Below are 20,721 nucleotides of genomic sequence, written 5' to 3'. Positions count from 1 at the left end.
ATGAGCGCACACTTTGATGTCGTGGTCGTGGGTGCGGGTCCCGGCGGGTACGTCGCCGCGATCCGTGCGGCTCAGCTCGGGCTGAAGACCGCGATCGTCGAGGAGAAGTACTGGGGCGGCGTCTGCCTGAACGTCGGCTGCATCCCTTCGAAGGCCCTGCTGCGCAACGCTGAGCTCGCGCACATCTTCACGCACGAGCAGAAGACGTTCGGCATCAAGGTCGACGGCACCGTGAGCTTCGACTACGGCCAGGCGTGGCAGCGCAGCCGCAAGGTCGCGGACGGGCGCGTCAAGGGCGTGCACTTCCTCATGAAGAAGAACGGCATCACCGAGTACAACGGGTGGGCCAACTTCACCGACGACCACTCGCTGACCGTCGGGGACGAGACGATCACGTTCGGCCACGCGATCATCGCCGTGGGCGCCACGACCCGGATGCTGCCGAACACGCAGAAGTCCGACCGCGTCGTGACCTACGAAGAGCAGATCATGACCGAGCAGCTGCCCGACTCGATCATCATCGCGGGCGCCGGCGCGATCGGCGTCGAGTTCGCCTACGTCATGCACAACTACGGCGTGAAGGTCACCATCGTCGAGTTCCTCGACCGGATGGTGCCGCTCGAGGACGCCGAGATCTCCGCCGAGCTGCTCAAGCGCTACAAGAAGCTGGGCGTCGACGTGCGCGTCGGCACGCGGGTCGAGTCGATCGACGAGTCGGGCGAGAAGGTGCGCGTCACGGTGTCGAAGGACGGCGCGCAGGAGGTCCTCGAGGCCGACAAGGTCATGCAGGCCATCGGTTTCGTGCCGCGTGTCGAGGGCTACGGCCTGGAGAACACCGGCGTGAAGCTGACCGAGCGCGGCGCGATCGACATCGACGGCCGCGGCCGCACGTCCGTGCCGCACATCTTCGCGATCGGCGACGTCACCGCGAAGCTGATGCTCGCGCACGCCGCCGAGTCCATGGGCATCATCGCCGCGGAGACCATCGCGGGCGCCGAGACCATGGAGCTCGACTTCGTGATGATCCCGCGGGCGACGTTCTGCCAGCCGCAGATCGCCTCCTTCGGCTACACCGAGGCGCAGGCCCGCGAGAAGGGCTTCGACGTCCAGGTCGCGAAGTTCCCGTTCACCGCGAACGGCAAGGCGCACGGCCTCGGCGACTTCGCCGGGTTCGTGAAGCTGATCAGCGACGGCAAGCACGGCGAGCTGCTCGGCGGCCACATCATCGGCCCCGAGGCGACCGAGCTGCTGCCCGAGCTCACGCTGGCGCAGCAGTGGGACCTCACCGTCAACGAGGTCGCGCGCAACGTCCACGCGCACCCGACGCTGTCGGAGGCCGTCAAGGAAGCGGTGCACGGCCTGGCCGGGCACATGATCAACTTCTGAGGTAGTTTTCGCATCTGATGATGAACCGGCAACCGCTCCGCCTCGCCGTCTCCGAGGCGGCCAAGATCCTCGCCGAGGCGGGTGTGGACAGTCCGCGCGTCGACGCGGAGTACCTGGCCGCGCACGTGCTCGGGGTCGAGCGCGGGCGGTTGCCGCTCATCCCGCTGGTCGATCCGTCGGTGATCGACCAGCTGCACAAGCTCGTTCTCGTTCGTGCCTCGCGCATTCCGCTGCAGCACATCCTCGGCTGGTCGCCGATGGGCACCATCACCGTCGAGGTCGGGCCGGGGGTGTTCGTGCCGCGGCCCGAGACCGAGCTGCTGATGGAGTGGGGCCTGAAGGCGCTGGCCGGCGTTTCGTCGCCGGTCGTCGTGGACCTGTGCACGGGAACGGGCGCGCTGGCGTTGTCCATCGCGGCCGCACGCCCGGACGCCGTGGTGCACGCGGTGGAGATCGATCCGCAGGCGATCTCATGGACGCGGCGGAACGCGAACGCGCGGGTGGCCGCCGGGGACACGCCGATCCGGCTGCATTCGGGGGACGCCACCGACCCGTCGCTGCTGTCCGATCTGGACGGTCTGGTGGATCTCGTGGTGTGCAATCCGCCTTACGTGCCAGAGGGAACGCCCGTGCAGCCCGAGGTCGGTGAGCACGACCCGCACCACGCGGTGTTCTCCGGTGCGGACGGGCTGGACGTGATCCGGCACGTCGTGCGGGCCGCGGCGCGCTGGCTCAAGCCCGGCGGGTCCGTCGGCATCGAGCACGACGACACGCAGGGGGAGTCCGTGCCGGCGCTGCTGGCCGCGCGCCGGGTGCTCGCGGACGTGACCGAGCACGCCGACCTGGCGGGGCGGCCCCGGTTCGCGACCGCCCGCAAAGTCGGTTAGATCTTCTAGAAGAGCGCGTCGAACGCTTTCGACAGGTCCTTCATCTGCTCGCCGAGGCCGCGGTCCGCCAGCTTGTCCATCAGGTGGTCCGCGACGTCCTTGCTGGGCTTGGGTTTGCGGGCTTCGGCGCGAAGATCGTCCACCGTCTCGATCGTGGACGTGGGGGCCTGCGTCTCGGTCAGGTCCTCGCGCAGTTCGTCGAGCAGCCGCAGCACGGCGCTGACGTCCTTGATGTGTCCGATGTGGACGTCCCCGGTTCTGGCGCGTCCACTGGTGCCGATGTTGCTGCCGATCACCGGCCCCTGGATCTCGAAGTTCCGCTCGTTCATGACTTACCCCTGGTCGTGCTCGCGTTGCCCGTGCGTGCCTTGCCGGCCGTGGCGATGTTGCTGGAGATCACCGGGCCCGTGATGTGCACGTTGTTGCTCGTCACCTGCATGGCCTGTTCCATGAACTCGGTGACCGAGATCCCCTTGCTCTCCAGGAACTCGCCCAGCGTGCGCAGCAGCCGTGACTCCAGCACCTTGATGTAGCGCTCGACGTCGGTGAGCTGGAAGTAGTTGTCGACCTGGCTCCTGCTCGCGAGCTCGCGCAGGCTGTTGCTGGCGCCGTAGCGTTCCGCGACGAACGTGCCTTCCGCCTGGTGGATCGGGTTCATCCAGCCGACGGCCGTGGCGAACCGCTTCGGCAGCGACGCCGGGAACTTCAGCAGGTCCACGACCGCTTCGAGGAACGGGCGCATCGACTGCTCCGGCAGCACGTCGATCTGCCGGTGGTGGGCGTGGATCGGGTGCAGGATGCAGGGAGTCCACTCGACGTAGAGCATTTCCTCGTCGAGTCCGAACGTCAGGTACGCGGAGACGACGACGTCGCGGTCCCACGTCTCGACCTGGAACGAGCGGAAGTAGCGCATCCACTCCATCGGCCTGGCGATCAGATCGTCCACAACGGACCTGCCGACCGCCGACTCCGGCGAATGATCCTTGTTGGGCAACACTATTCGCGCTTCGGCGTCGTCGATGTGGTCGATCAGCTCGACCGAGGAGATGACGACGCGGTCACCGGTCTTCAAGCCGCGCAACCGATGTCCCGGTGAGAGCGACGGCGAACGTCCCGTCTTGACCAGTTCGCTCGTGATGCGGTCGTACAGCTCCACGAGGGCGAATCCGGGCAATGGCGCGTCGGTCTTCTCCTTGGCGAGCCGGAGAGGCAGCGCCATGGACCAGGGTTCGAACATCGTGCCGGAGCCGACGAACGGGCGGTAGCCGTGGTAGACGATCACCTGCGCGTGGTCCGCGTCGTCAGGTTCGGCGTCGTCCTCGGTCGGATGGAGCGCGAGCGCTTCGGCGTAGTTCGAGTGCCCAAGCTCCCGGAACTTCCACTCGTTTCGCCACAGGTCCTCCTCGCCCCGGCTGGTGCGGAAACCGGCGCGCCGGAAGCTCTTCGTGACCAGCAGCCAGGTCACCACCCGATCGCTCAGCAGCAGCGCGAAGATCAGCACGATCGCGATGATCAAGGTCGCGAGCACGCCGTCGCTGCTCTCCTGCTCGCACACCTCGTACCTGGGCCTGCAGTACTCGCTGTCGGCGGCGAGCTCTGCCATGAACTTGTACAGCACGAAGAAGAGCGCGATCGCGCAGGCGATCGAGCCGAGCACGGCCGGCCCGCGCGTGTGCGGCGCGGGCTTCTTCGGACGTGTGAGCGTCAAACGCGCCCCGGTCCCGACTGCGATGATCGAGGCGACCACCAGCCACCCCACGAGCAGCGTCCCGTCCGCGGCGAACAGCACCACGACCGCCAGAGCCAGCAGCAGACCGTCGCGCACCTTGCGCCGCGTGCGCGCCGCCACCGCCTCCCGCAACACCGCGCCGGAGTTCACTCCTGGCGACCGCGGAATCGACCGAGTGGCCTCGACGAGGTACTCGCGAATGGCCGAGTCCGCGAACTCCTCGTCGCGGTGAGCGGCTCCGCAGAGGAAGCGGGTTGTGTCGTCGCGTAACTTCGGAGAATCGTTTCCCGTCGTTGCCGCGGGAGTTGACATTGTCCTGTCCACTTTCTGTCATTGAAATCGAGCACTCTGTGTTTGTGCTGGTCAGGGACATGGTGAGACAACGAACAACACGCAATTCGTACCGTTGCTGGCACAATAGTCGTTCCTGATCGGAATGGGATAGAGGTGGCCGAATTGCACATTGTCAATGCGCCGAACGAGGGCAAATGACGCGCTTCTCGGACGCGCCGCCGATCCGTTGCTTCCTGAGCTACGCGCGCCAGGACGACGTGGTGATGGACTTCGTCGGTCCATTCGCCACAGCGCTGCGCCACTACGCCTACGCGGACCGAGGCCGCTCGCTGGAGATCTTCCTCGACCGCGAGGCCATCGGCTGGGGAGACCTCGTCCAGCCGACCCTGCGTTCCGCCGTGCGCGGCACCACCGTGCTGATCCCGGTGCTGACCCGCCGCTACTTCGACCGCCCGTACTGCCGCGAGGAGCTGTTCCTCTTCTACAACCAGGCTTTCGTGGACGGCGTGCGCGGCCTCCTGCTCCCCGTGGTCCTGCTCGGCGCCGACCACCTGACCGAACACAACCCGGACCTGGCCGTGCAACTGGTGGTCGAACGCCAGCACCGCAGCGTCCGCGAGGCCTGGATCGAAGGCCCGTCGTCCCCCGCGTGGCGCCGCACGATGCTCGCGCTGGCGTCAGAACTCGTGGACAACGTGGAGGCCGCCGAACGCACGCTGCTCACCGGGTTCGCTCCGCCGGAGGTCGACGTTCCCGCGGTGCTGGCCCAGTTCTCCGGCGACGTCCAGACCGTGATCCACGCCTGCGGCAAGGTGATGGCGGACTTCCAGGCCCTGCTGGGCGTCGACTGGCCAGCACTGGCATCCGCCGCCGTGCGCCTGCGAGACGCCGGCCGCACGTTCGAACGCCAGGCCTTCGAAACGGACCGAGCCCTGCGCTCGGCCGACGTTCCTTCGTCCGCGCGCTTCGCGGTACTGGACGACCTGGTGCCGGGCGTGGAAGCCCTCCTGGCGTCAACACACCGCCTGGAGGCGTCCGACGTACCGATTCGCCGCACGATGGTGGTGTTCCGCGAGGGCCTCACCGCCCTGCGCAGCGGCCTGCGAGTCGTGGAGTCCTGGACGGAGTGGCCAAATCCTGGCCAATAACCCGTCGTTTGGGCCCGTTGGTGGCAAACGGTCGTATGTTCTCCGCGGGGAGGGCACGCGGTCACGCGCTATGAGGATCCGCCGCCTCGCGCGTGACCGCGTGTACGCCTACCGGTCTGTGGGCGCGGGTTCGCGCACCGGGAGCCAGGCGACGAGGAAGACGAACACGCCGTTCATGAGCACGGCCAGCAGGAGCATGAGGCTGTGCCCCAGGCCCACCTTGTCAGGCTCGAGGTTGGGCACGAACCCCGTCCTGTCGACGACGATGTCCATCTCGGCGCCGGGGTCCTTAGCCGAGTGTGACGACGTCGGGGTGTAGTGCACCTGCCGATCACCGCACCGCAGTTCGTTGCTGTAGGTCGTGGGGCCGCGCCGGCCCAGGTGCTCCTGGACGCTGATGACCTCGCAGTGCAAGGTCTCTCCGAACGCGGTGAGCCACAACGAATGGCTGCCGATGTTCGAGGGGAAGAGGGTGACGATGCCGATCACCATCGCGGGAAGACCGGCCCACCTCGACGGCTTGGGCCGGTAGCCCCCGACCGCGAGGACGTAGAAGATCAAGCAGGCGAGCGTCGCGAGCGCCACGACGATGAAGGCCTTGCCGACCGCCATGAACAGGAAGGCGCCCGCGATGATCCCCGAGGCGAGCAGGCTGATGCGGACGAGCTCCTTCGGCCGGAGCTCGGGTCTGGTGCCGCTCACTCGTCCAACGACCCTTGCTGCCTCGGGAACGTGCGGCCCTGATTCTCCAATTCGTCGTACTTCGCCCACTCGCGGAGATGGTCGGCCGTCGCTTTCGCGACCCAGCCTCCGTCCTCGATGTTGGGCATCGAGTGCGGCGTGACCGTGCCGTCCGGACGCGTGCGCGGTTTGTAGGGCGTGTAGGCCCCGACCGCGTCTTGGGCGTGTTCGGACACCCTCTTGACGTTCTCCCTGTTGCTCCAGGGTTCTTCGTACTTGTTCTTCCAGACGTTGCCCGCGTCCGTGTAGCCGTCCTTGAACTCGCGACCAGCCTGCTTGAGCTTGTCGCCGGCGTCGCTGAGCGACGGACGGGTGTTGCCCCAGTCCTCCAGGTGCTTGCCCGCGTCCGCGAGACCGTCACCCCGAGTCGAGGGGGTCCGTGGTGCGCTCGTGCCGCCACCCTTGCCGAACCTGCCGAGGCGCTTCAGAGCGTTGCCCAGTTGTCCGAAGAGCCCCTTCACCCGGCTCATGATCCGCATGACGATCTTCACCAGTTTGGCCAGCTGCTGCGTGATCTTGCCGAGCACCACCGCCCCGCGCCCGACGGCCCACGCCGAGAACGCCGCGATCGAGCTGCCCAGCGACACCACCGAGGACGCGAGCGCGATGACCGCGTTGCGGATCACTTCCCAGATGAACAGCGCGATGAGATCGCGGATCATGCCGCGGATCGCCGCCGTGATGGTGCCCGCGGTGGCAACCTCGGACGCGACGTAGGTGCTCATCTTCGACACCATCGCGATCTCGGCGGCCAGTTCGCCCTGGCTCTGCCGGAACCTCTCGGCCGAAGTGCCCTGCTCCCAGCACGCAAGCTCGCTCTTGACGGCCTTGTCCTGCTGCTCGCCGATGTCGTGGAGATCGGCAGCGACCTGGTTCCACGTGATGACAGCGGCCTTGATCTTGTCGCCGTTGCCGGCCAGCCAGTCGAGCGGTTCGCGCAGGAAGCTGAGGTGTTCGATCAGCCAGCCGATGCCGGCGGTGGCGAGCGCGCCCACCGGATCCATGACGGCGCCCAGCACGTCGAGGCCTAGCGCGGCCGCGTTCATGCCGAACTCGGCAACGTCTCCTTCTCCGAGGCGCATCGCCGAGTCGATGGTCTGAGCCAACGACTCGACAGGACCCGCGCCCGCGTAGTTGTCGGGATGCAGGGCTCCATCGCCGAAGCCGGTCCAGCTCATCGTGGGCCTCCGAACCGGTCGCGGTTGGCGTCCTCGTGCGAGGCGTAAGTCTCCGCTGTGGCAACGGTGTCTTCGGAGGCTTTGCCGGCTGCGGTGGCCAGCTCCTTGATCGCCGCGGTCGTGCCCTGCGCCCACTCCTGGGCGTTCGCGGCGAAGAAGGACAGCAACTGGCCGAACGTGTCGCCACCGAGGTCGACGGCAGCCGCTTTGTTGGCGGCGGCGTCCAGCGCGTCCTCTCGCGTCCGCTGGCCCTTCGCGAACTTGAGCAGTTCCGTCGGGTCGACTCCGAAGCCCGTCACCGGAGCACGCTCCCGAAGCCGTCCTCGTCGTCATCCGCCGGACGTTGTGGCCGTGGCGCCGGCTTCTGGGCCGGGTCGTTCCACGAGACCTCGCGCATCACCTGGCCGTCCTCGGGCGGTGGCGGCGCTTCCTCTTCCTCCGGCTGCGGGATGAAGCTGCGCAGGAAGTCCATCGCCTCGGTGCCGCCGAACTCGGGCTCCACAATGGACGCCACCTGTTCGGCGGACTGGATCTGGGCCTTCTGCACGGTCTGCATCACGAGCTGGCTCAGCTGCACGTGCGTCAGGCGCATCGCGGCGGGCGAGAACTCGATGTGCTGCAACGCGCCGTTCGGTGCGACCTGAACGGTCACCGCCTCGTTGGGGGAGGCGACGGTGCTGCTGGCCTGCTGGATCTGGTCCTGCATCTGCTGGGAGCGTTGCTGGAGCTGCTGAGCCCTGGACTCCAGGTCCGCGATCATCTGTTCCGGGTTCATCGTTCGCTCGTCATCGCCAGGACCTGCCCGAGGTGCCGTGCCAGACCCATGTTGTCGGCGGGGCCGATCGTGAACCAGCCGGTGCGGGCGGGCACGTTGGCGTAGCGGCCCGCCTTGGTGTCCACCCACGTGACCGGCGGGAAGTCGCGCTTGGTGCGGCCCTGTCCCATCTGCACGAGGAAGTGACCGTTGCCGATGGCCGGGCCCGTCAGCATCTGCTTGGCGAGGCGGACGTCGTCGTTCTCCGTCGTCCGCACCGCCTGCCGGAAGCCCTCCTGTTGCTGGGGCTGGGCCTCGAACGCCTGGGCCGGCACCGTCACCGGCTTGCCGGGACCGGGGCGCCCCGGCGGCATGGCGTTCGCGAGGCTCGTGGCGATCTCGTTGGGCTGCACCAGGTTCAGCGTGACGGTGGTGTCCTCCTGCGTCACCAGCACCGCGTACCCACCGCGCGCCACCACGCTCGCGCGAACCAGCTTCTGCTGGTTCATGTCAGGGATGCAGAGGGCGATCACGCGGAGTTCGGGGCGCGCCAACAGGTTCAGCGCGTCCTCAAGATCCGGCTCGGGCCGACCGCGCCGCGCCAGCTTGCGGCGTTCGAGGTCGGCGTGCACGGCGGACTTGATGCGCGCGCGTTCGTCGTGCGTCTCGCCGTGCTGACTGACGTCGAAGGGATAGGGAACGCTCCCCGCCCGCAGGTCCTCCCAGAGAACCTCGAACGCGGGCAGGGAGAGCTGCGCGATCTGCCTCATCCGCCGATCACCGGCGGCGCGACCATGCGTTCGTCGTCGAAGAAGTCGTCGGTGGGCACGAGGTAGTTGGACTTGTGCTCCTTGTCCTCCTCGCCACCGCCCTTGCCCGCACCGGCGCCACCCCCGGCACCCATGCCACCGGCAGCGCCACCACGACCGGCCGCACCGGCACCCGCAGCACCGGCACCCACGCCACCGCCGGGACCGCCCGCGACTCCGGCGCTGCCACCGGGCGTCGCGGGACCGAAACTGCCCATGCCCCGGCCGGAGCCGCCGACGCCGGCCATGCCGCCGGGGCCGGTGCCACGACCGCCACCTGCGCCACCGCCAGACCCACCACGTCCGGAGCCTGGACCACCAGCGCCGGGTCCACCGCGTCCCATACCGGGACCGCCGCCCGGAGGCCTGCCCTGCGTGCCTCCGCCGGGCGGTCGCACACCGGGAGGCAGCATGCCGGGCGGGGTGAACGGGGGCCGGTTCTGGCCGCCGGGGTTGTTCTGGTTGTTGTTCCCCGGCTGCAGCGACGGGTCCTTGACCTGAGGCGCGGCCCACGCGGTGTTGGTGGTGCCGTTGCTGGAACCCGGAGGCGTGGAGGGCATGCCCGTGTTGTTGCTGCTGTTGCTGAACTGCTGATTGGCGTTGACGTTGCTCAGGCTGTGCGAGCTGTTGGTGCTGCTCGTCTGCGTGACGCCCTGGTCCTGCGTGACCTGCGGGGTGGATTCCATGGCGGGCATGGACATCGCCGCCGACATCATCGTGTTGTCACGCGTCTGCATGACCCGCACGGCTTCTTCCTTCGCACCCTGCTGCTCGTTGTGCGTCGAGATCATTTCGACGGGTGCGCCCACCATGGCGACCGGATTCATGGGACCGCCTGCCAACGCCCACTTGCCCGCGATCTTCAACGGGTTGAACTCGACGGGAGCGGGCATGCTCTTGTTGGCCTGGACCGCCGCTTCCCGCTGTTGTTCGATGGCGCCGGCCGTGCGGGTGAAGCCTTCACCGGTCTGATCCGCGAACGTACCGATCTTGCCCAGCGCCGCCCGGACCCCTTCGGCGGCACGACCTGTCCACGCGCTCTGCGAGCCGTTGATCAGGATGTTGAAGTCGGTCGCCAGTTCCTTGAACGTCCCGCCGAACGTTCTCCACACATCAGCTGCCGCTGTCGCGGTTTCAGGGGCGTAGTTCTGGGTGACCAGGCCCTTCATGTGTTCGTGCTGCTGGCCTGGATAGTTGTCGTTCGGTGTCGGAACAGCGGCTTTGATGGGCGCCATGAGAATCCCCCCTCGGGCGTCGTTACGGCAGCTTCGGTGCGATCAGGTCGGCGGCCTTCGATGCACGCGCGCACGCAGCCGCGGTGTCGCCAGACGCAACTTTGACGACTGAGATGATTACAACGGACGATGTTTCGCTGGCGCCGACGGCGATGGCGCAGGTGTCCTTGGACCCGTCCTGGGCCTCCGCCTTGGTCGCGGTGAACTTGCCCACCTTGATGTCGTAGACCTTGTCGCCCTGAATGTTCAGGTCCTTCACGCCCTTGTTGGCGTAGATCCCCGCGTTGATGCCACCGTTGCCGGGGATCGTCCAGTCGCAGGTGTCGGCAGAGCCGATCTTTCCAGCCTCGCCAGGTAGCTTGAACCCGAAATCGGCTGCCTCAGAATCGGTGAAAAGTTCGCACGGCTTGAGCGACTGCAGGCCGGATGAGGCGCTGCTGCTCGTCGGAGTGTCAGCACCCGTAGTCGGGGCTGGCGTGGCCTGACCCGTCGTGCCAGTGCAACCGGAAGTGAGTCCGGCGAGCCCGATCAGCGTGGCGATGAGGATGCGCTTCATTACTTCCCGTCGAGTTTCGTTAGAGAGTCGGAACCGGCCTGGTCGACGTTCTGGTAGGAGGCACGGCTCTTCTCGATCTGCGTCTTCAGCGACTCGATGGCGCGAGCGACGTCCTCGATCTGCTTGATCGCCGCCGTGCCGAAGTCTGTGTTGGATGCGGCGATGTGCTCGGCGTATCCGCCGCCGAGTTTCATCTGGACGCTGAGCTGTCCTCGCTTCTGAAGGATCTTTGCGAGTTCGTCCTGCATCTCGGTGAGCTTCTTGATCATCGCGTCGACCAGGTGCGGGTCGACGGACAGCTGCTGGGTCTCCACTGCGACGGCCACAGCCTTGCCCGCGTCCATGATCGCGCTCAGCCCGCTGCCGAAGATGCCGTCCCAAGTGCCCCCAGCGGCCCTGTCGGCGAAACTGCCTGCCTTGCCGCTTGTCACTGCTTCCCCAGACACAGAACCTCGACCCTCCCCCGTTGCGCTCTGTGGTCGACCCATGACCTTACAGTTGTGCGGCCGTTTGGGGGATGAGTTGAACTACTCAACCTGTTTGGGTTAAAACTTCACGCTGGTCAGCAGGGTTTTGAACGCGCTAAGTGAGAACGCAGGCACGGCTTCAGTGGACCAGCCCGGCCTCCGCGATCGCCTGTGCCGCGGGCACGAGCAACTCGCGGCGCTCGTCCTGCGTGGGTTTCTCGGCGAGGGGGCCCCTGATGCTGACGCCGACGTGACCGACCTGGAACTGGAGCGTCCAGTCGGACCCGATCCTCAGCATGCAGCTTCGGCCGGTGCCGACGGACGGGGTCACGGTGACCACCTCGGCGATGTCGGGCCTGGACGTCAGGCCGCACAGCAGGGTGTTGTGCTCGGTCGCGATCTGCTCGTTCTCCCGGACGGACAGCGAGACGTGCAACTCGCGGTACTCGGCCTCGTTGAGGTTCCCGTCCGGCACGATGTTGTGGCGCTCGCAGGAGATCTGGCCCTCCCAGTCAGGGCCTCGGCTCGGCGCGGCCGGGTAGAACATGGCCTCCGTCATCGCCGCCTCACCTGAGTGCGCCGGGAAGGACTTCCGGAACGCCGTCCTGCTCATGGCCTCGCACGGGTTCTTCACCTTGCCGAGCAGTCCTGAGTAGACGTGGCGCATCGGGGCGGTGGGGCCTTTGGAGATCGCGGACTTCACCAGTGGTTCGAGTGCGGTCGCGAGCGTCTGGGCGTCCATCGTGCCGTACGGCCCGGGGTGGTACGTGTCGATGTAAATGTTGATCAGCAGATCGGGCTTCCACACGTCGATGTGGTGCGTCGTGGATTCGGCGTCGTTCCACTGGATCAGCGACAGGCCGTCCTCGGAGCGCGGGGTGCCAGGTCGTCGTGTTCCGCCGGCCTGCCGGAAGGCGAGGTCTGCCGCGGTGTTGAACGGCGTCTGGCGCACGCTCACGCTGAGCGTGTTCCCGTTCGACAGCACGTAGGCGCAGTAGCTGGCGGAGTCCGCGGAGTTCTGGGCGACCGCGGCATCGGGTGGTACGTCGCCGTCGAGGTGTTCGTGGGTGATGCTGTTCTTCGGGTCGAGCGAGACTCCGAGTCCTGCCAGCTGGTCGATCGTGATCACGGAGCAGGCGTCGTACAGGGCGGTGCCGCCGAACTTCAGCGGCTGGCCTTCGCCGGGCGCCTGTTTCAGCGTGATCTCCTCCACCTGTTGCGCCTGTGCCGGTTGCGGGTGCCGGCTGGTGAGGTACTTGATGCCGAACACGCCGGCCGTCGCGACGAGCAGTGCCGCCAGGCCGATCGAGATTCCGACGATCAGGATCGTGCGCGGCTTTGGCGGCGTAGGTGGTGGTGCGCCCACGGGCGCCCACGGGTTCGGTGGCTCTGCGTGCTGCTGGTCCATGATCTCCCCCAGATCTGAGCAAACCGCTCAAAACTAGCTCCTCCGGGCGCTGCCCCGCAGGCAGTTAGCTGGGCCTTGCGTCACGCCGTCGGGGCGGCTGACTAGGCTCACCGAGGTGAGCACGGTCTACGACTGCAGCGAACCGGGCAATCGCGCGGCGGGTCTTGCCGCTGCCGCCGGCGCGGTGCGGAGCGGGCGCCTTGTCGTCCTGCCCACCGACACCGTCTACGGGATCGGCTGCGACGCGTTCGACGCGGAAGCCGTCCGGAGTCTTCTCGACGCCAAGGGGCGCGGGCCCGACATGCCCGTGCCCGTGCTGGTCGGGTCCTGGACCACCATCGACGGGCTGGTTCTCAGCGTGCCGAGGCAGGCGCGTGCGCTCATCGAGGCCTTCTGGCCCGGTGGGTTGAGCATCGTGCTGCCGCACGCGCCCAGTCTGGCGTGGGACCTGGGGCAGACGCGCGGCACGGTGATGCTGCGCATGCCGTTGCACCCCGTTGCCCTGGAGTTGTTGCGCGACGTCGGTCCGATGGCCGTGTCCAGCGCGAACAGGACCGGGCACGCCCCGGCTTCCAGTGCGCAGGAGGCTCGGGACCAGCTCGGCGACGCCGTGCCCGTGTACCTCGATGGTGGACTTAGTGGCGAGAACGTCGCCTCGACCATCGTCGACCTCACCGGGCCTGACGCGCTGATCCTGCGCGAGGGCGCGGTCACCAAAGAAGAGGTCAACGAGGTGCTCGGCATCGAGGTCGAGGTCGCGCGGTAGCGAGCGGCTGCCACAATTGATCATGGTCGCCGCGAGTACCGTGGCGAGCACCCCGAACACCCCCGATTGATTGGTAGGCCCGTGGGGCCCGCATCCTCGTTCGTCCTTCCCGTGCGCGAGTACCTGCTCGTCGCGTTGATTGCTGCCGTGGTGACGTTTCTGCTCGTGGGCCTGGTGCGCGCCATGGCGTTCCGGCTCGGGGCAGTGGCCTACCCGCGGCAACGCGACGTGCACGTGCAGCCGATGCCGCGCATGGGTGGTGTCGCCATCTACGGCGGCGTGCTGTGCGGCATGTTCGTGGCGCACCAACTGCCGGTGCTGCGGGCGGCGTTCGACTTCTCCAACGACCCGTGGGGCGTCATCGTCGCGGGCGGCGTCATCGTGCTCGTGGGCGCGATCGACGACAGGTTCGAGCTCGACTCGCTCACCAAGCTCGCCGGACAGGTCACCGCCGCGGGCATCCTCGTGTTGTTCGGCCTGCAGTGGATGATCGCGTGGGTGCCGTGGGACGGCGGCGCGACCATCTCGCTCGACCAGAACCAGGGCGCGCTGCTGACGGTGTTGCTGGCCGTCACCATGATCAACGCGATGAACTTCGTCGACGGCCTCGACGGACTGGCGGCGGGCATCGGCCTCATCGCCGCCGCGGCCACCGCCGTGTTCTCGATCGGTCTGCTCGTGGAACGCCAGGGCGCCGTCGAGGCCTACCCGCCCGCCCTGATCGCCGCCGTGCTGGCGGGCGCGTGCCTCGGCTTCCTGCCGCACAACTTCAACCCGGCCCGCATCTTCATGGGCGACTCGGGCTCGATGCTCATCGGCCTCATGCTCGCCGCCGCCACCACCAGCGCGTCCGGCAAGATCAACCAGGCCACCGGCAGCGCGGCCGACCTGCTCGGTCTGCTCTCGCCGCTGATCGTGGTCGCCGCTGTGCTGTTCGTGCCGCTGCTCGACCTGCTGATGGCGATCATCCGCCGCACCCGGCGCGGCGAGAGCCCGTTCTCACCGGACAAGATGCACCTGCACCACCGGCTCCTGGAGATCGGGCACTCGCAGCGTCGCGCTGTGCTGCTCATCTACTTGTGGGCCGGCGTCTTGGCGTTCGGCGCGGTGGCGCTCACGCTGTTCGACCCGATCATCGTGGCCACGTGCTTCGTCATCGGGCTGATCGTGACGTTCGTGGTCTCGGTGATCCCGCGGCTCAGGGACGCCCGCAGCAAGTCCTGACGAGACAGGTCAGATCGGGTTCTCCACGCACGGGCGGCCGAGCAGCTTGAACGTGCCGTCGTCCTGCAACGACCAGCCCTCGGAACAGTGCTTCTGCCCGTTCGCGTAGTCGCGGTCGAGGTTGTGGTAGTACAGGCTGCTCTGGCCCCACTTGCGGGTTTCCGAGGTCACGCTGTAGTCCGGCCCGAAGATGCGGAAGTAGCCGTAGAAGGCCAGGAAGGGGCCGACCGAGGTGACCTTGGTCCGCACCTGTGTCACATGTCCGCCACTGCCTGCGGCCGTCACCGCGATGCTGCCGTTGATGCCGCTCGCGTCCGCGTGTGCGGTGGGCGCGACCATCAGCGATACGGCCGCCGCGGCGGCCAGTGCGATCGACGTCGTTCGAACCTTGCTCATCGGATCCCCCAGAGGTGGTTGGCAACGGGGCCGACGCTAACCATGCGTTGCGCCAATTCACCTACATGAGGTGTAGGCGAATGGACTAGCGTCGATGGCGGTTGACTTGTCTGGGGGGATGACAGCCATGGAGAGCTGCACGTTCGGCCTGCTCGGAGAACTGTCGATAGACGACGGCGCGGTGGACCTGAAGGCGCGCAAGCTGCGAGGCCTGCTGGCAGCACTGCTGCTCAGTCCAGGCAGTCCCGTCCCGGAGACCGAGCTCATCGACTGGATCTGGGACGCACCGCCGTCCCGTGCGAACTCGACGCTGCAGGTCTACGTCGTGCGGCTGAGACGAGCGTTGGGGCGCTTGGGGTCGTTGGTGTCACGCAGCAGCACGGGTTATCGGATCGACGTCGGCATCGATCAGGTCGACCTGCACAGATTCCGTCGTCTGGCGATGAGCCGCGACGCCGATGCGCGCACCGAACTCGGCGATCTCCGCGAAGCTCTGTCGCTCTGGCGCGGGCCGGCGCTGGCGGATGCGACGTCGGAGGCGATGCGGTTCGAGGCCGACCGGCTCGACGAGGAACGACTCGTCGCGGTCGAGCGCAGGATCGAGCTGGAGATCGAACTGGGTGCGCACCGCGAGCTCGTCCCCGAACTGCGCGCGCTGACCCGGCGGCACCCGCTGCGGGAACGGTTCGCGGAGTTCCTGATGGTGGCCTTGCACCGCGGCGGGCGTTCGGCGGACGCGCTGGCGATCTACCGGGATGTTCACCGGATGTTCGCGGACGAACTGGGAGTACGCCCCGGACGGCGGCTGGCCGAGCTCCACGATCAGATCCTGTGCGGCCGGGAAATTGGTGCGCCATCTTGTTTGGGGCCGCTTAACCGTCGTTAATCGGGGGCTGCCCGCAGGCGCTGCAATGCGAGTTCCTAGACTTCGGGACATGAGCGACGCGGACAAGGCCGTCACGCACGAGCTGACCGTCCAGCGGCTCGCCGGGGAAATGTTCCGCGAGGCCGCGTGGGCCGCGCTCGGCACGTTTGTCCTCGGCGTCGTCGTGTCAACTGTGATCTGGGGGACCGCTGGTCTCTTCGGATCATTGATCGGTGGTGCGATCGCCATCGGTTCGAGCCTTGCCACGTTGTTGTTGATGCGCAAGACGGCGGCGCTTGATCCGATGTTCGTCATGGTCGCCGCACTCGGCGGATTCATGGGCAAGCTGATCGTGTTGCTACTGGCGGTGATCCTGCTGCGCAACCAGCAGTGGCTTGAACCCAAGGCACTCGGAATCACCCTGGTGGCGACGGTGCTCGTGACGTCGTTCCTGGAGGCAAGAGCCTCCAAGCGCAGCCGTAGTCAGATGGTGGTCCCCGCCTCCGAAGGCGCCTAGACCTGCTGATATGGTCCGCGCAGACCAGGGACACCCGATAGCAGGGGTGCCTCTGGTAGTCGCTTGCGAACCGTAAGGTACGTTAAGTCCAGATCGTGACGATTCCCCCGGCGGAGTGAACGCCGGCCGGGAGAACCGGAAGGAACACAGTGACCAAGTTGCTGGCTTCGGGGAGTGAGTTCGTCGCTCCAGGCGTGAAGGACTTCTTCCTCCCGCCGATCTTCGGCTCGGTCACGAAGCCGATGGTCCTGCTGGTGCTGTCGATCGTGATCATCGGGGTCTTCTTCATTGTGGCGACCCGCAACCTCAAGGTCGTTCCCGGCAAGTTCCAGTTCGCCGCCGAGTCGGTTTACGACTTCGGGCGCAACAACATCGCCCGGGAGCAGATCGGCGCGAAGGACTTCAAGCCCTTCGTTCCGCTGATCCTCACCATCTTCTGCTTCGTCCTGGTGAACAACCTGTTCGGGCTCATCCCGATCGTGCAGTTCCCCACGATGTCGCACATCGGCTTCCCGCTCGCCGTTTCGTTGCTCGTCGTTTACCCGGTGTACCACTTCGTCGGGTTCAAGCGGCACGGCTTCGTGGGCTACTTGAAGCACCAGACGATGCCGCCGGGCGCGCCGTGGTTCGTTCTCCCGCTGCTGATTCCGATCGAGTTCATCCAGAAGTTCATCCTGAACCCGATCACGCTGGCGGTCCGAGTTTTCGCGGCCATGTTCGCGGGACACCTCCTGCTGCTGGTTTTCACCCTGGCCGGTGAGTTCCTGCTGCTCAATGGCGGGCTGACCGTCATCGTGGCGCCGGTGTCCTTCGCCTTCGCCATCGCGCTGACCTTCCTGGAGGCGCTGATCATGTGCCTGCAGGCCTACATCTTCGCGCTGCTGTCTGCCAGCTACATCGGCATGGCGCTGGCAGAAGAGCACTGAGAAACACAAGCCTCCGATCCGCGAACTCTCGCGGACCGAAGTGAAAGGGAACAGCAACAGTGAGCGCTTCCGTCGTTCTTGCCCAGGCCGGTGACATCAACCCGGGTCTCGCTGCTATCGGCTACGGCCTCGCCGCGATTGGCCCCGGCATCGGTGTCGGCCTGATCTTCTCCTCGGTCATCAGCGGCACCGCCCGCCAGCCCGAGGCCCGCGGCGTGCTGCTCGGCCTCGCGTGGACCACCTTCGCCATCGTCGAGGTCCTCGCGCTGATCGGCTTCGTCGTGTACTTCATCGCGACCGCCGCGACCGGCGCCTGACCTAACCCTTCAACGCGTTAGGAGACGTCGTGTTCCACGCCTTGATCTTGGCTGCGGAGGACCCCGCGAAGGTCAACCCGGTCATCCCGCACCCGGCGGAGATCATCCTCGGGCTCGTCGCCTTCCTGCTCCTGCTCTTCGTCGTCAAGAAGTTCGTGTCGCCTCGCTTCGAAGCGCTGTACGCCGAGCGGACGGCCAAGATCGAGGGTGGCATCGAGAAGGCGGAGCAGGCTCAGGCCGAGGCTCAGCGCACTCTTGAGCAGTACAAGGAGCAGCTGGCCGAGGCTCGCGCCGAGGCCGCGCGCATCCGCGACGACGCTCGGGCCGAAGGCCTGCAGATCGTCGAGGAACTGCGTGAGCAGGCGCAGGCCGAGTCCTCGCGCATCATCGCGCAGGGCCAGCACCAGCTGGACGCTCAGCGCGCTCAGATCGTCGCGGAGCTGCGTGCCGACCTCGGCCGCACCGCTGTCGAGCTGGCGAGCAAGGTCGTGGGCGAGTCCCTCGAGGACGACACCCGCCGCCGTGGCACCGTCGACCGCTTCCTCAACGAGCTGGACGCCGTCGCGGCGCCCGCGAGCAAGTAGAGGCAGCCGATGACGTTGCATGCCGCAAGTCGTGAAGCTCTGGCAGCCGCGGAACTGCGGCTGCTGGAGCTGGCCGACGCCACCACGTCGACGGATGACCTCGCCAAGCTCGGCGAGGAGCTCTTCGCCGTGCTCGGCCTGCTGGTCGGACAGCGGTCGCTGCGCGGCGCGCTCGCCGACGCCTCGTCCGAGGCCGCTGGTCGTGAGCAGCTGCTCAACGGCCTGTTCGCGGGCAAGGTGAGCGACGCGACGCTGCAGGTGCTGGTCGCTGTCGTGACCGCGCGCTGGTCCAGCCCGCGCGAGCTCGTCGACGGTGTCGAGTCGCTCGCCCGCACCGCGCTGCTGGTGCGTGCCGAGCGCGACGGTCAGCTCGACTCGACCGAGGACGAGCTGTTCCGGCTCGGCCGCATCGTTGCTGGTTCGAACGAGCTCGAGCTGCTGCTGGCGGATCCCGCCGGTGACGCCTCCGGCAAGGTCGTGCTGGTCGACTCCCTGATCGAGGGAAAGGTCAGCCCGGTCACCAAGACGCTGGTGGACCAGCTGGTCCGCAACCCGCGTGGGGTGCGTGTGGCGGACGGGCTCTCCGAGCTCGCCGACCTGGCGGCCAAGCGCCGTCAGCGTTCCGTCGCGCACGTCCGGTCCGCGGTGGCGCTGACCGCCGAGCAGGTCGACCGCTTGACCGCGACGCTGACCACGATCTACTCGCGCCCGATCGCTCTGCACGTGGAGGTCGACCCCGCACTGGGCGGCGGCCTCACGATCAAGATCGGCGACGAGATCATCGACGGAAGCATCGCCGGCCGGTTGGCGGCACTGCGCCGCAATCTCGCCAGCTAGCCCCCGAGCCCTTTCCCAAGAACGAAGAAGTGAGAGCAGGAACGACATGGCGGAGCTGACGATCTCGTCGGACGAGATCCGCAGTGCGATCGAGAAGTACGTCTCGAGCTACTCCCCGGAGGTCTCCCGGGAAGAGGTCGGTACCGTCTCCGAGACCTACGACGGCATCGCCATCGTCGAGGGCCTTCCGGGCACGATGACCAACGAGTTGCTCGAGTTCCCCGGCGGCGTCCTCGGCGTCGCGCTGAACCTCGAGGTCCGCAACATCGGTGCGGTCATCCTCGGTGACTTCGACAAGATCGAAGAGGGCCAGGAGGTCCGCCGGACGGGCAAGGTCCTGTCCGTGCCGGTCGGCGACGGCTTCCTCGGTCGCGTCGTCAACCCGCTGGGCACGCCGATCGACGGCCTCGGTGACATCGTCGCGGACGACACCCGCGCCCTGGAGCTGCAGGCGGCGTCCGTGCTGCAGCGTCAGCCGGTGTCGGAGCCGATGCAGACCGGCATCAAGGCCATCGACGCGATGACCCCGATCGGCCGCGGTCAGCGTCAGCTGATCATCGGCGACCGCAAGACCGGCAAGACCGCGGTCTGCATCGACACGATCATCAACCAGAAGAAGGCCTGGGAGTCGGGCGACCCGAAGCAGCAGGTCCGCTGCGTCTACGTCGCCATCGGCCAGAAGGGCTCCACCATCGCGGGCGTCAAGGCCGCGCTGGAGGAGGCGGGCGCACTCGAGTACACGACGATCGTCGCCGCCCCCGCTTCTGACTCGGCCGGCTTCAAGTGGCTGGCGCCGTACACCGGCTCCGCCATCGGCCAGCACTGGATGTACCAGGGCAAGCACGTCCTGATCATCTTCGACGACCTGACCAAGCAGGCGGAGGCGTACCGCGCCATCTCGCTGCTGCTGCGCCGCCCGCCGGGCCGTGAGGCCTACCCCGGCGACGTCTTCTACTTGCACTCGCGTCTCCTCGAGCGTTGCGCGAAGCTGTCGGACGAGCTCGGCGGCGGTTCGATGACGGGTCTCCCGATCATCGAGACCAAGGCGAACGACGTGTCGGCGTACATCCCGACCAACGTCATCTCGATCACCGACGGTCAGTGCTTCCTCGAGTCCGACCTGTTCAACGCCGGTGTGCGTCCGGCCGTCAACGTGGGTATCTCCGTTTCCCGCGTCGGTGGTGCCGCGCAGATCAAGGCGATGAAGGACGTCGCGGGTTCGCTGCGTCTCGACCTGTCGCAGTTCCGCGAGCTGGAGGCCTTCTCCGCGTTCGCGTCCGACCTCGACGCCGCGTCGCGCGCCCAGCTGGACCGCGGTGCCCGTCTGGTCGAGCTGCTCAAGCAGGGCCAGTACTCCCCGGTGCCCGTCGAGGAGCAGGTCGTCGAGATCTTCGCCGCGACCAAGGGTCACCTGGACGACGTCCCCGTCGCCGACATCCGTCGCTTCGTGGCCGACTTCAAGGACTCGCTGCGCCGCAACCACGCGGACCTGCTGAGCTCCATCGTGGAGACCAAGAAGTTCCCCGAGGACTCGCAGAAGCGCGTTGTCGCCGCCGTGGCCGAGTTCAAGAAGCAGTTCACCGCTTCGGACGGCACGACGATCGTCAACGAGGCGCCCGAGAAGGCGATGGACGCCGACAAGGTCGCCCAGGAGTCGGTGAAGGTCCACAAGCCCGAGCCCACCAAGAAGTGATCTG

Annotated in this window: 24 protein-coding genes; 12 read left to right on the top strand and 12 right to left on the bottom strand. The window is 67.2% G+C overall.

The window, feature by feature from the left end; genetic code table 11:
- A complete protein-coding gene (lpdA, locus tag ACH413_RS37935) occupies nucleotides 1-1,386 on the top strand; it encodes a dihydrolipoyl dehydrogenase (RefSeq protein WP_319977829.1) in 1,386 nt (461 codons plus the stop codon).
- 20 nt (nucleotides 1,387-1,406) lie between these two features.
- Nucleotides 1,407-2,273, top strand: a complete 867-nt coding sequence (gene prmC, locus ACH413_RS37930) for a peptide chain release factor N(5)-glutamine methyltransferase (RefSeq protein WP_360047874.1) — start codon at nucleotides 1,407-1,409, stop codon at nucleotides 2,271-2,273.
- Between the two features lie 5 nt (nucleotides 2,274-2,278).
- Here prmC and ACH413_RS37925 read toward each other — a convergent pair whose 3' ends face one another.
- Nucleotides 2,279-2,602, bottom strand: a complete 324-nt coding sequence (locus ACH413_RS37925) for a hypothetical protein (RefSeq protein WP_319977827.1) — start codon at nucleotides 2,600-2,602, stop codon at nucleotides 2,279-2,281.
- The gene (locus ACH413_RS37920) at nucleotides 2,599-4,152 is read right to left on the bottom strand and encodes a hypothetical protein (RefSeq protein ID WP_360047872.1); all 1,554 of its coding nucleotides are present in this window, start codon (nucleotides 4,150-4,152) and stop codon (nucleotides 2,599-2,601) included. Before ACH413_RS37920 ends, ACH413_RS37925 begins: the two co-directional genes overlap by 4 nt.
- Before the next feature lie 338 nt (nucleotides 4,153-4,490).
- Here ACH413_RS37920 and ACH413_RS37915 point away from each other — a divergent pair, with 338 nt between their 5' ends.
- Nucleotides 4,491-5,444, top strand: coding sequence for a TIR domain-containing protein (locus ACH413_RS37915; protein ID WP_360047870.1), 954 nt, complete (start codon nucleotides 4,491-4,493; stop codon nucleotides 5,442-5,444).
- A 108-nt stretch (nucleotides 5,445-5,552) separates the two neighbouring features.
- Here ACH413_RS37915 and ACH413_RS37910 read toward each other — a convergent pair whose 3' ends face one another.
- The 9 genes from ACH413_RS37910 to ACH413_RS37870 form a co-directional block, all read right to left on the bottom strand.
- The gene (locus ACH413_RS37910; RefSeq protein ID WP_360047869.1) at nucleotides 5,553-6,146 is read right to left on the bottom strand and encodes a hypothetical protein; all 594 of its coding nucleotides are present in this window, start codon (nucleotides 6,144-6,146) and stop codon (nucleotides 5,553-5,555) included.
- A complete protein-coding gene (locus ACH413_RS37905; protein ID WP_360047867.1) occupies nucleotides 6,143-7,363 on the bottom strand; it encodes a hypothetical protein in 1,221 nt (406 codons plus the stop codon). Before ACH413_RS37905 ends, ACH413_RS37910 begins: the two co-directional genes overlap by 4 nt.
- Nucleotides 7,360-7,662, bottom strand: a complete 303-nt coding sequence (locus tag ACH413_RS37900) for a type VII secretion target (RefSeq protein WP_360047866.1) — start codon at nucleotides 7,660-7,662, stop codon at nucleotides 7,360-7,362. Before ACH413_RS37900 ends, ACH413_RS37905 begins: the two co-directional genes overlap by 4 nt.
- Nucleotides 7,659-8,138 carry a YbaB/EbfC family nucleoid-associated protein gene (locus ACH413_RS37895; RefSeq protein ID WP_360047864.1) on the bottom strand — a complete coding sequence of 160 codons (480 nt, stop codon included), beginning with the start codon at nucleotides 8,136-8,138 and terminating at the stop codon, nucleotides 7,659-7,661. The genes ACH413_RS37900 and ACH413_RS37895 overlap by 4 nt, the downstream gene beginning before the upstream one ends.
- Nucleotides 8,135-8,887 (bottom strand): ESX secretion-associated protein EspG, encoded by a 753-nt coding sequence (locus ACH413_RS37890; protein WP_360047863.1) that lies wholly within the window; start codon nucleotides 8,885-8,887, stop codon nucleotides 8,135-8,137. The genes ACH413_RS37895 and ACH413_RS37890 overlap by 4 nt, the downstream gene beginning before the upstream one ends.
- Nucleotides 8,884-10,161: a hypothetical protein gene (locus ACH413_RS37885; protein ID WP_360047861.1), complete on the bottom strand. Its 1,278-nt coding sequence runs from the start codon at nucleotides 10,159-10,161 to the stop codon at nucleotides 8,884-8,886. The genes ACH413_RS37890 and ACH413_RS37885 overlap by 4 nt, the downstream gene beginning before the upstream one ends.
- A 22-nt stretch (nucleotides 10,162-10,183) precedes the next feature.
- Nucleotides 10,184-10,717, bottom strand: a complete 534-nt coding sequence (locus ACH413_RS37880) for a DUF3558 family protein (RefSeq protein WP_360047860.1) — start codon at nucleotides 10,715-10,717, stop codon at nucleotides 10,184-10,186.
- Nucleotides 10,717-11,148, bottom strand: coding sequence for a hypothetical protein (locus ACH413_RS37875; RefSeq protein WP_396425504.1), 432 nt, complete (start codon nucleotides 11,146-11,148; stop codon nucleotides 10,717-10,719). The genes ACH413_RS37880 and ACH413_RS37875 overlap by 1 nt, the downstream gene beginning before the upstream one ends.
- 175 nt (nucleotides 11,149-11,323) lie before the next feature.
- Entirely contained in the window at nucleotides 11,324-12,592 is a 1,269-nt protein-coding gene (locus ACH413_RS37870) for a hypothetical protein (RefSeq protein ID WP_360047856.1), read from the bottom strand.
- 115 nt (nucleotides 12,593-12,707) lie between these two features.
- Here ACH413_RS37870 and ACH413_RS37865 point away from each other — a divergent pair, with 115 nt between their 5' ends.
- Entirely contained in the window at nucleotides 12,708-13,358 is a 651-nt protein-coding gene (locus ACH413_RS37865) for an L-threonylcarbamoyladenylate synthase (protein WP_319977819.1), read from the top strand.
- An 81-nt stretch (nucleotides 13,359-13,439) separates the two neighbouring features.
- Complete coding sequence (locus ACH413_RS37860) at nucleotides 13,440-14,582, top strand: glycosyltransferase family 4 protein (protein ID WP_093592693.1); 1,143 nt, start codon at nucleotides 13,440-13,442, stop codon at nucleotides 14,580-14,582.
- 9 nt (nucleotides 14,583-14,591) lie between these two features.
- Here the strand turns inward: ACH413_RS37860 and ACH413_RS37855 are convergent, their stop codons facing one another.
- Nucleotides 14,592-14,978 (bottom strand): hypothetical protein, encoded by a 387-nt coding sequence (locus ACH413_RS37855; protein ID WP_360047854.1) that lies wholly within the window; start codon nucleotides 14,976-14,978, stop codon nucleotides 14,592-14,594.
- Nucleotides 14,979-15,096: 118 nt separating this feature from the next.
- Here ACH413_RS37855 and ACH413_RS37850 point away from each other — a divergent pair, with 118 nt between their 5' ends.
- From ACH413_RS37850 to atpA, 7 genes are all read left to right on the top strand, one after another.
- Complete coding sequence (locus tag ACH413_RS37850) at nucleotides 15,097-15,864, top strand: AfsR/SARP family transcriptional regulator (RefSeq protein ID WP_360047852.1); 768 nt, start codon at nucleotides 15,097-15,099, stop codon at nucleotides 15,862-15,864.
- Between the two features lie 49 nt (nucleotides 15,865-15,913).
- Nucleotides 15,914-16,360 carry a hypothetical protein gene (locus ACH413_RS37845; protein WP_093592702.1) on the top strand — a complete coding sequence of 149 codons (447 nt, stop codon included), beginning with the start codon at nucleotides 15,914-15,916 and terminating at the stop codon, nucleotides 16,358-16,360.
- 149 nt (nucleotides 16,361-16,509) lie between these two features.
- Nucleotides 16,510-17,286: a F0F1 ATP synthase subunit A gene (gene atpB, locus ACH413_RS37840; RefSeq protein WP_360047850.1), complete on the top strand. Its 777-nt coding sequence runs from the start codon at nucleotides 16,510-16,512 to the stop codon at nucleotides 17,284-17,286.
- Between the two features lie 59 nt (nucleotides 17,287-17,345).
- Nucleotides 17,346-17,603, top strand: a complete 258-nt coding sequence (locus tag ACH413_RS37835; protein WP_319977816.1) for an ATP F0F1 synthase subunit C — start codon at nucleotides 17,346-17,348, stop codon at nucleotides 17,601-17,603.
- A gap of 41 nt (nucleotides 17,604-17,644) precedes the next feature.
- Nucleotides 17,645-18,187 (top strand): F0F1 ATP synthase subunit B, encoded by a 543-nt coding sequence (locus tag ACH413_RS37830; protein WP_396425559.1) that lies wholly within the window; start codon nucleotides 17,645-17,647, stop codon nucleotides 18,185-18,187.
- A gap of 9 nt (nucleotides 18,188-18,196) precedes the next feature.
- Nucleotides 18,197-19,024, top strand: coding sequence for a F0F1 ATP synthase subunit delta (locus ACH413_RS37825; RefSeq protein ID WP_360047847.1), 828 nt, complete (start codon nucleotides 18,197-18,199; stop codon nucleotides 19,022-19,024).
- A 46-nt stretch (nucleotides 19,025-19,070) separates the two neighbouring features.
- A complete protein-coding gene (gene atpA / locus ACH413_RS37820) occupies nucleotides 19,071-20,717 on the top strand; it encodes a F0F1 ATP synthase subunit alpha (protein WP_360047846.1) in 1,647 nt (548 codons plus the stop codon).
- Nucleotides 20,718-20,721 lie beyond the last annotated feature (4 nt).

It is taken from the genome of Lentzea sp. NPDC020367 (assembly GCF_044387305.1).
Classification (GTDB): Bacteria; Actinomycetota; Actinomycetes; order Mycobacteriales; family Pseudonocardiaceae; genus Lentzea.
Note: the sequence above shows the minus strand (reverse complement) of the source record. Positions and strands in the feature narration are given on the sequence as shown.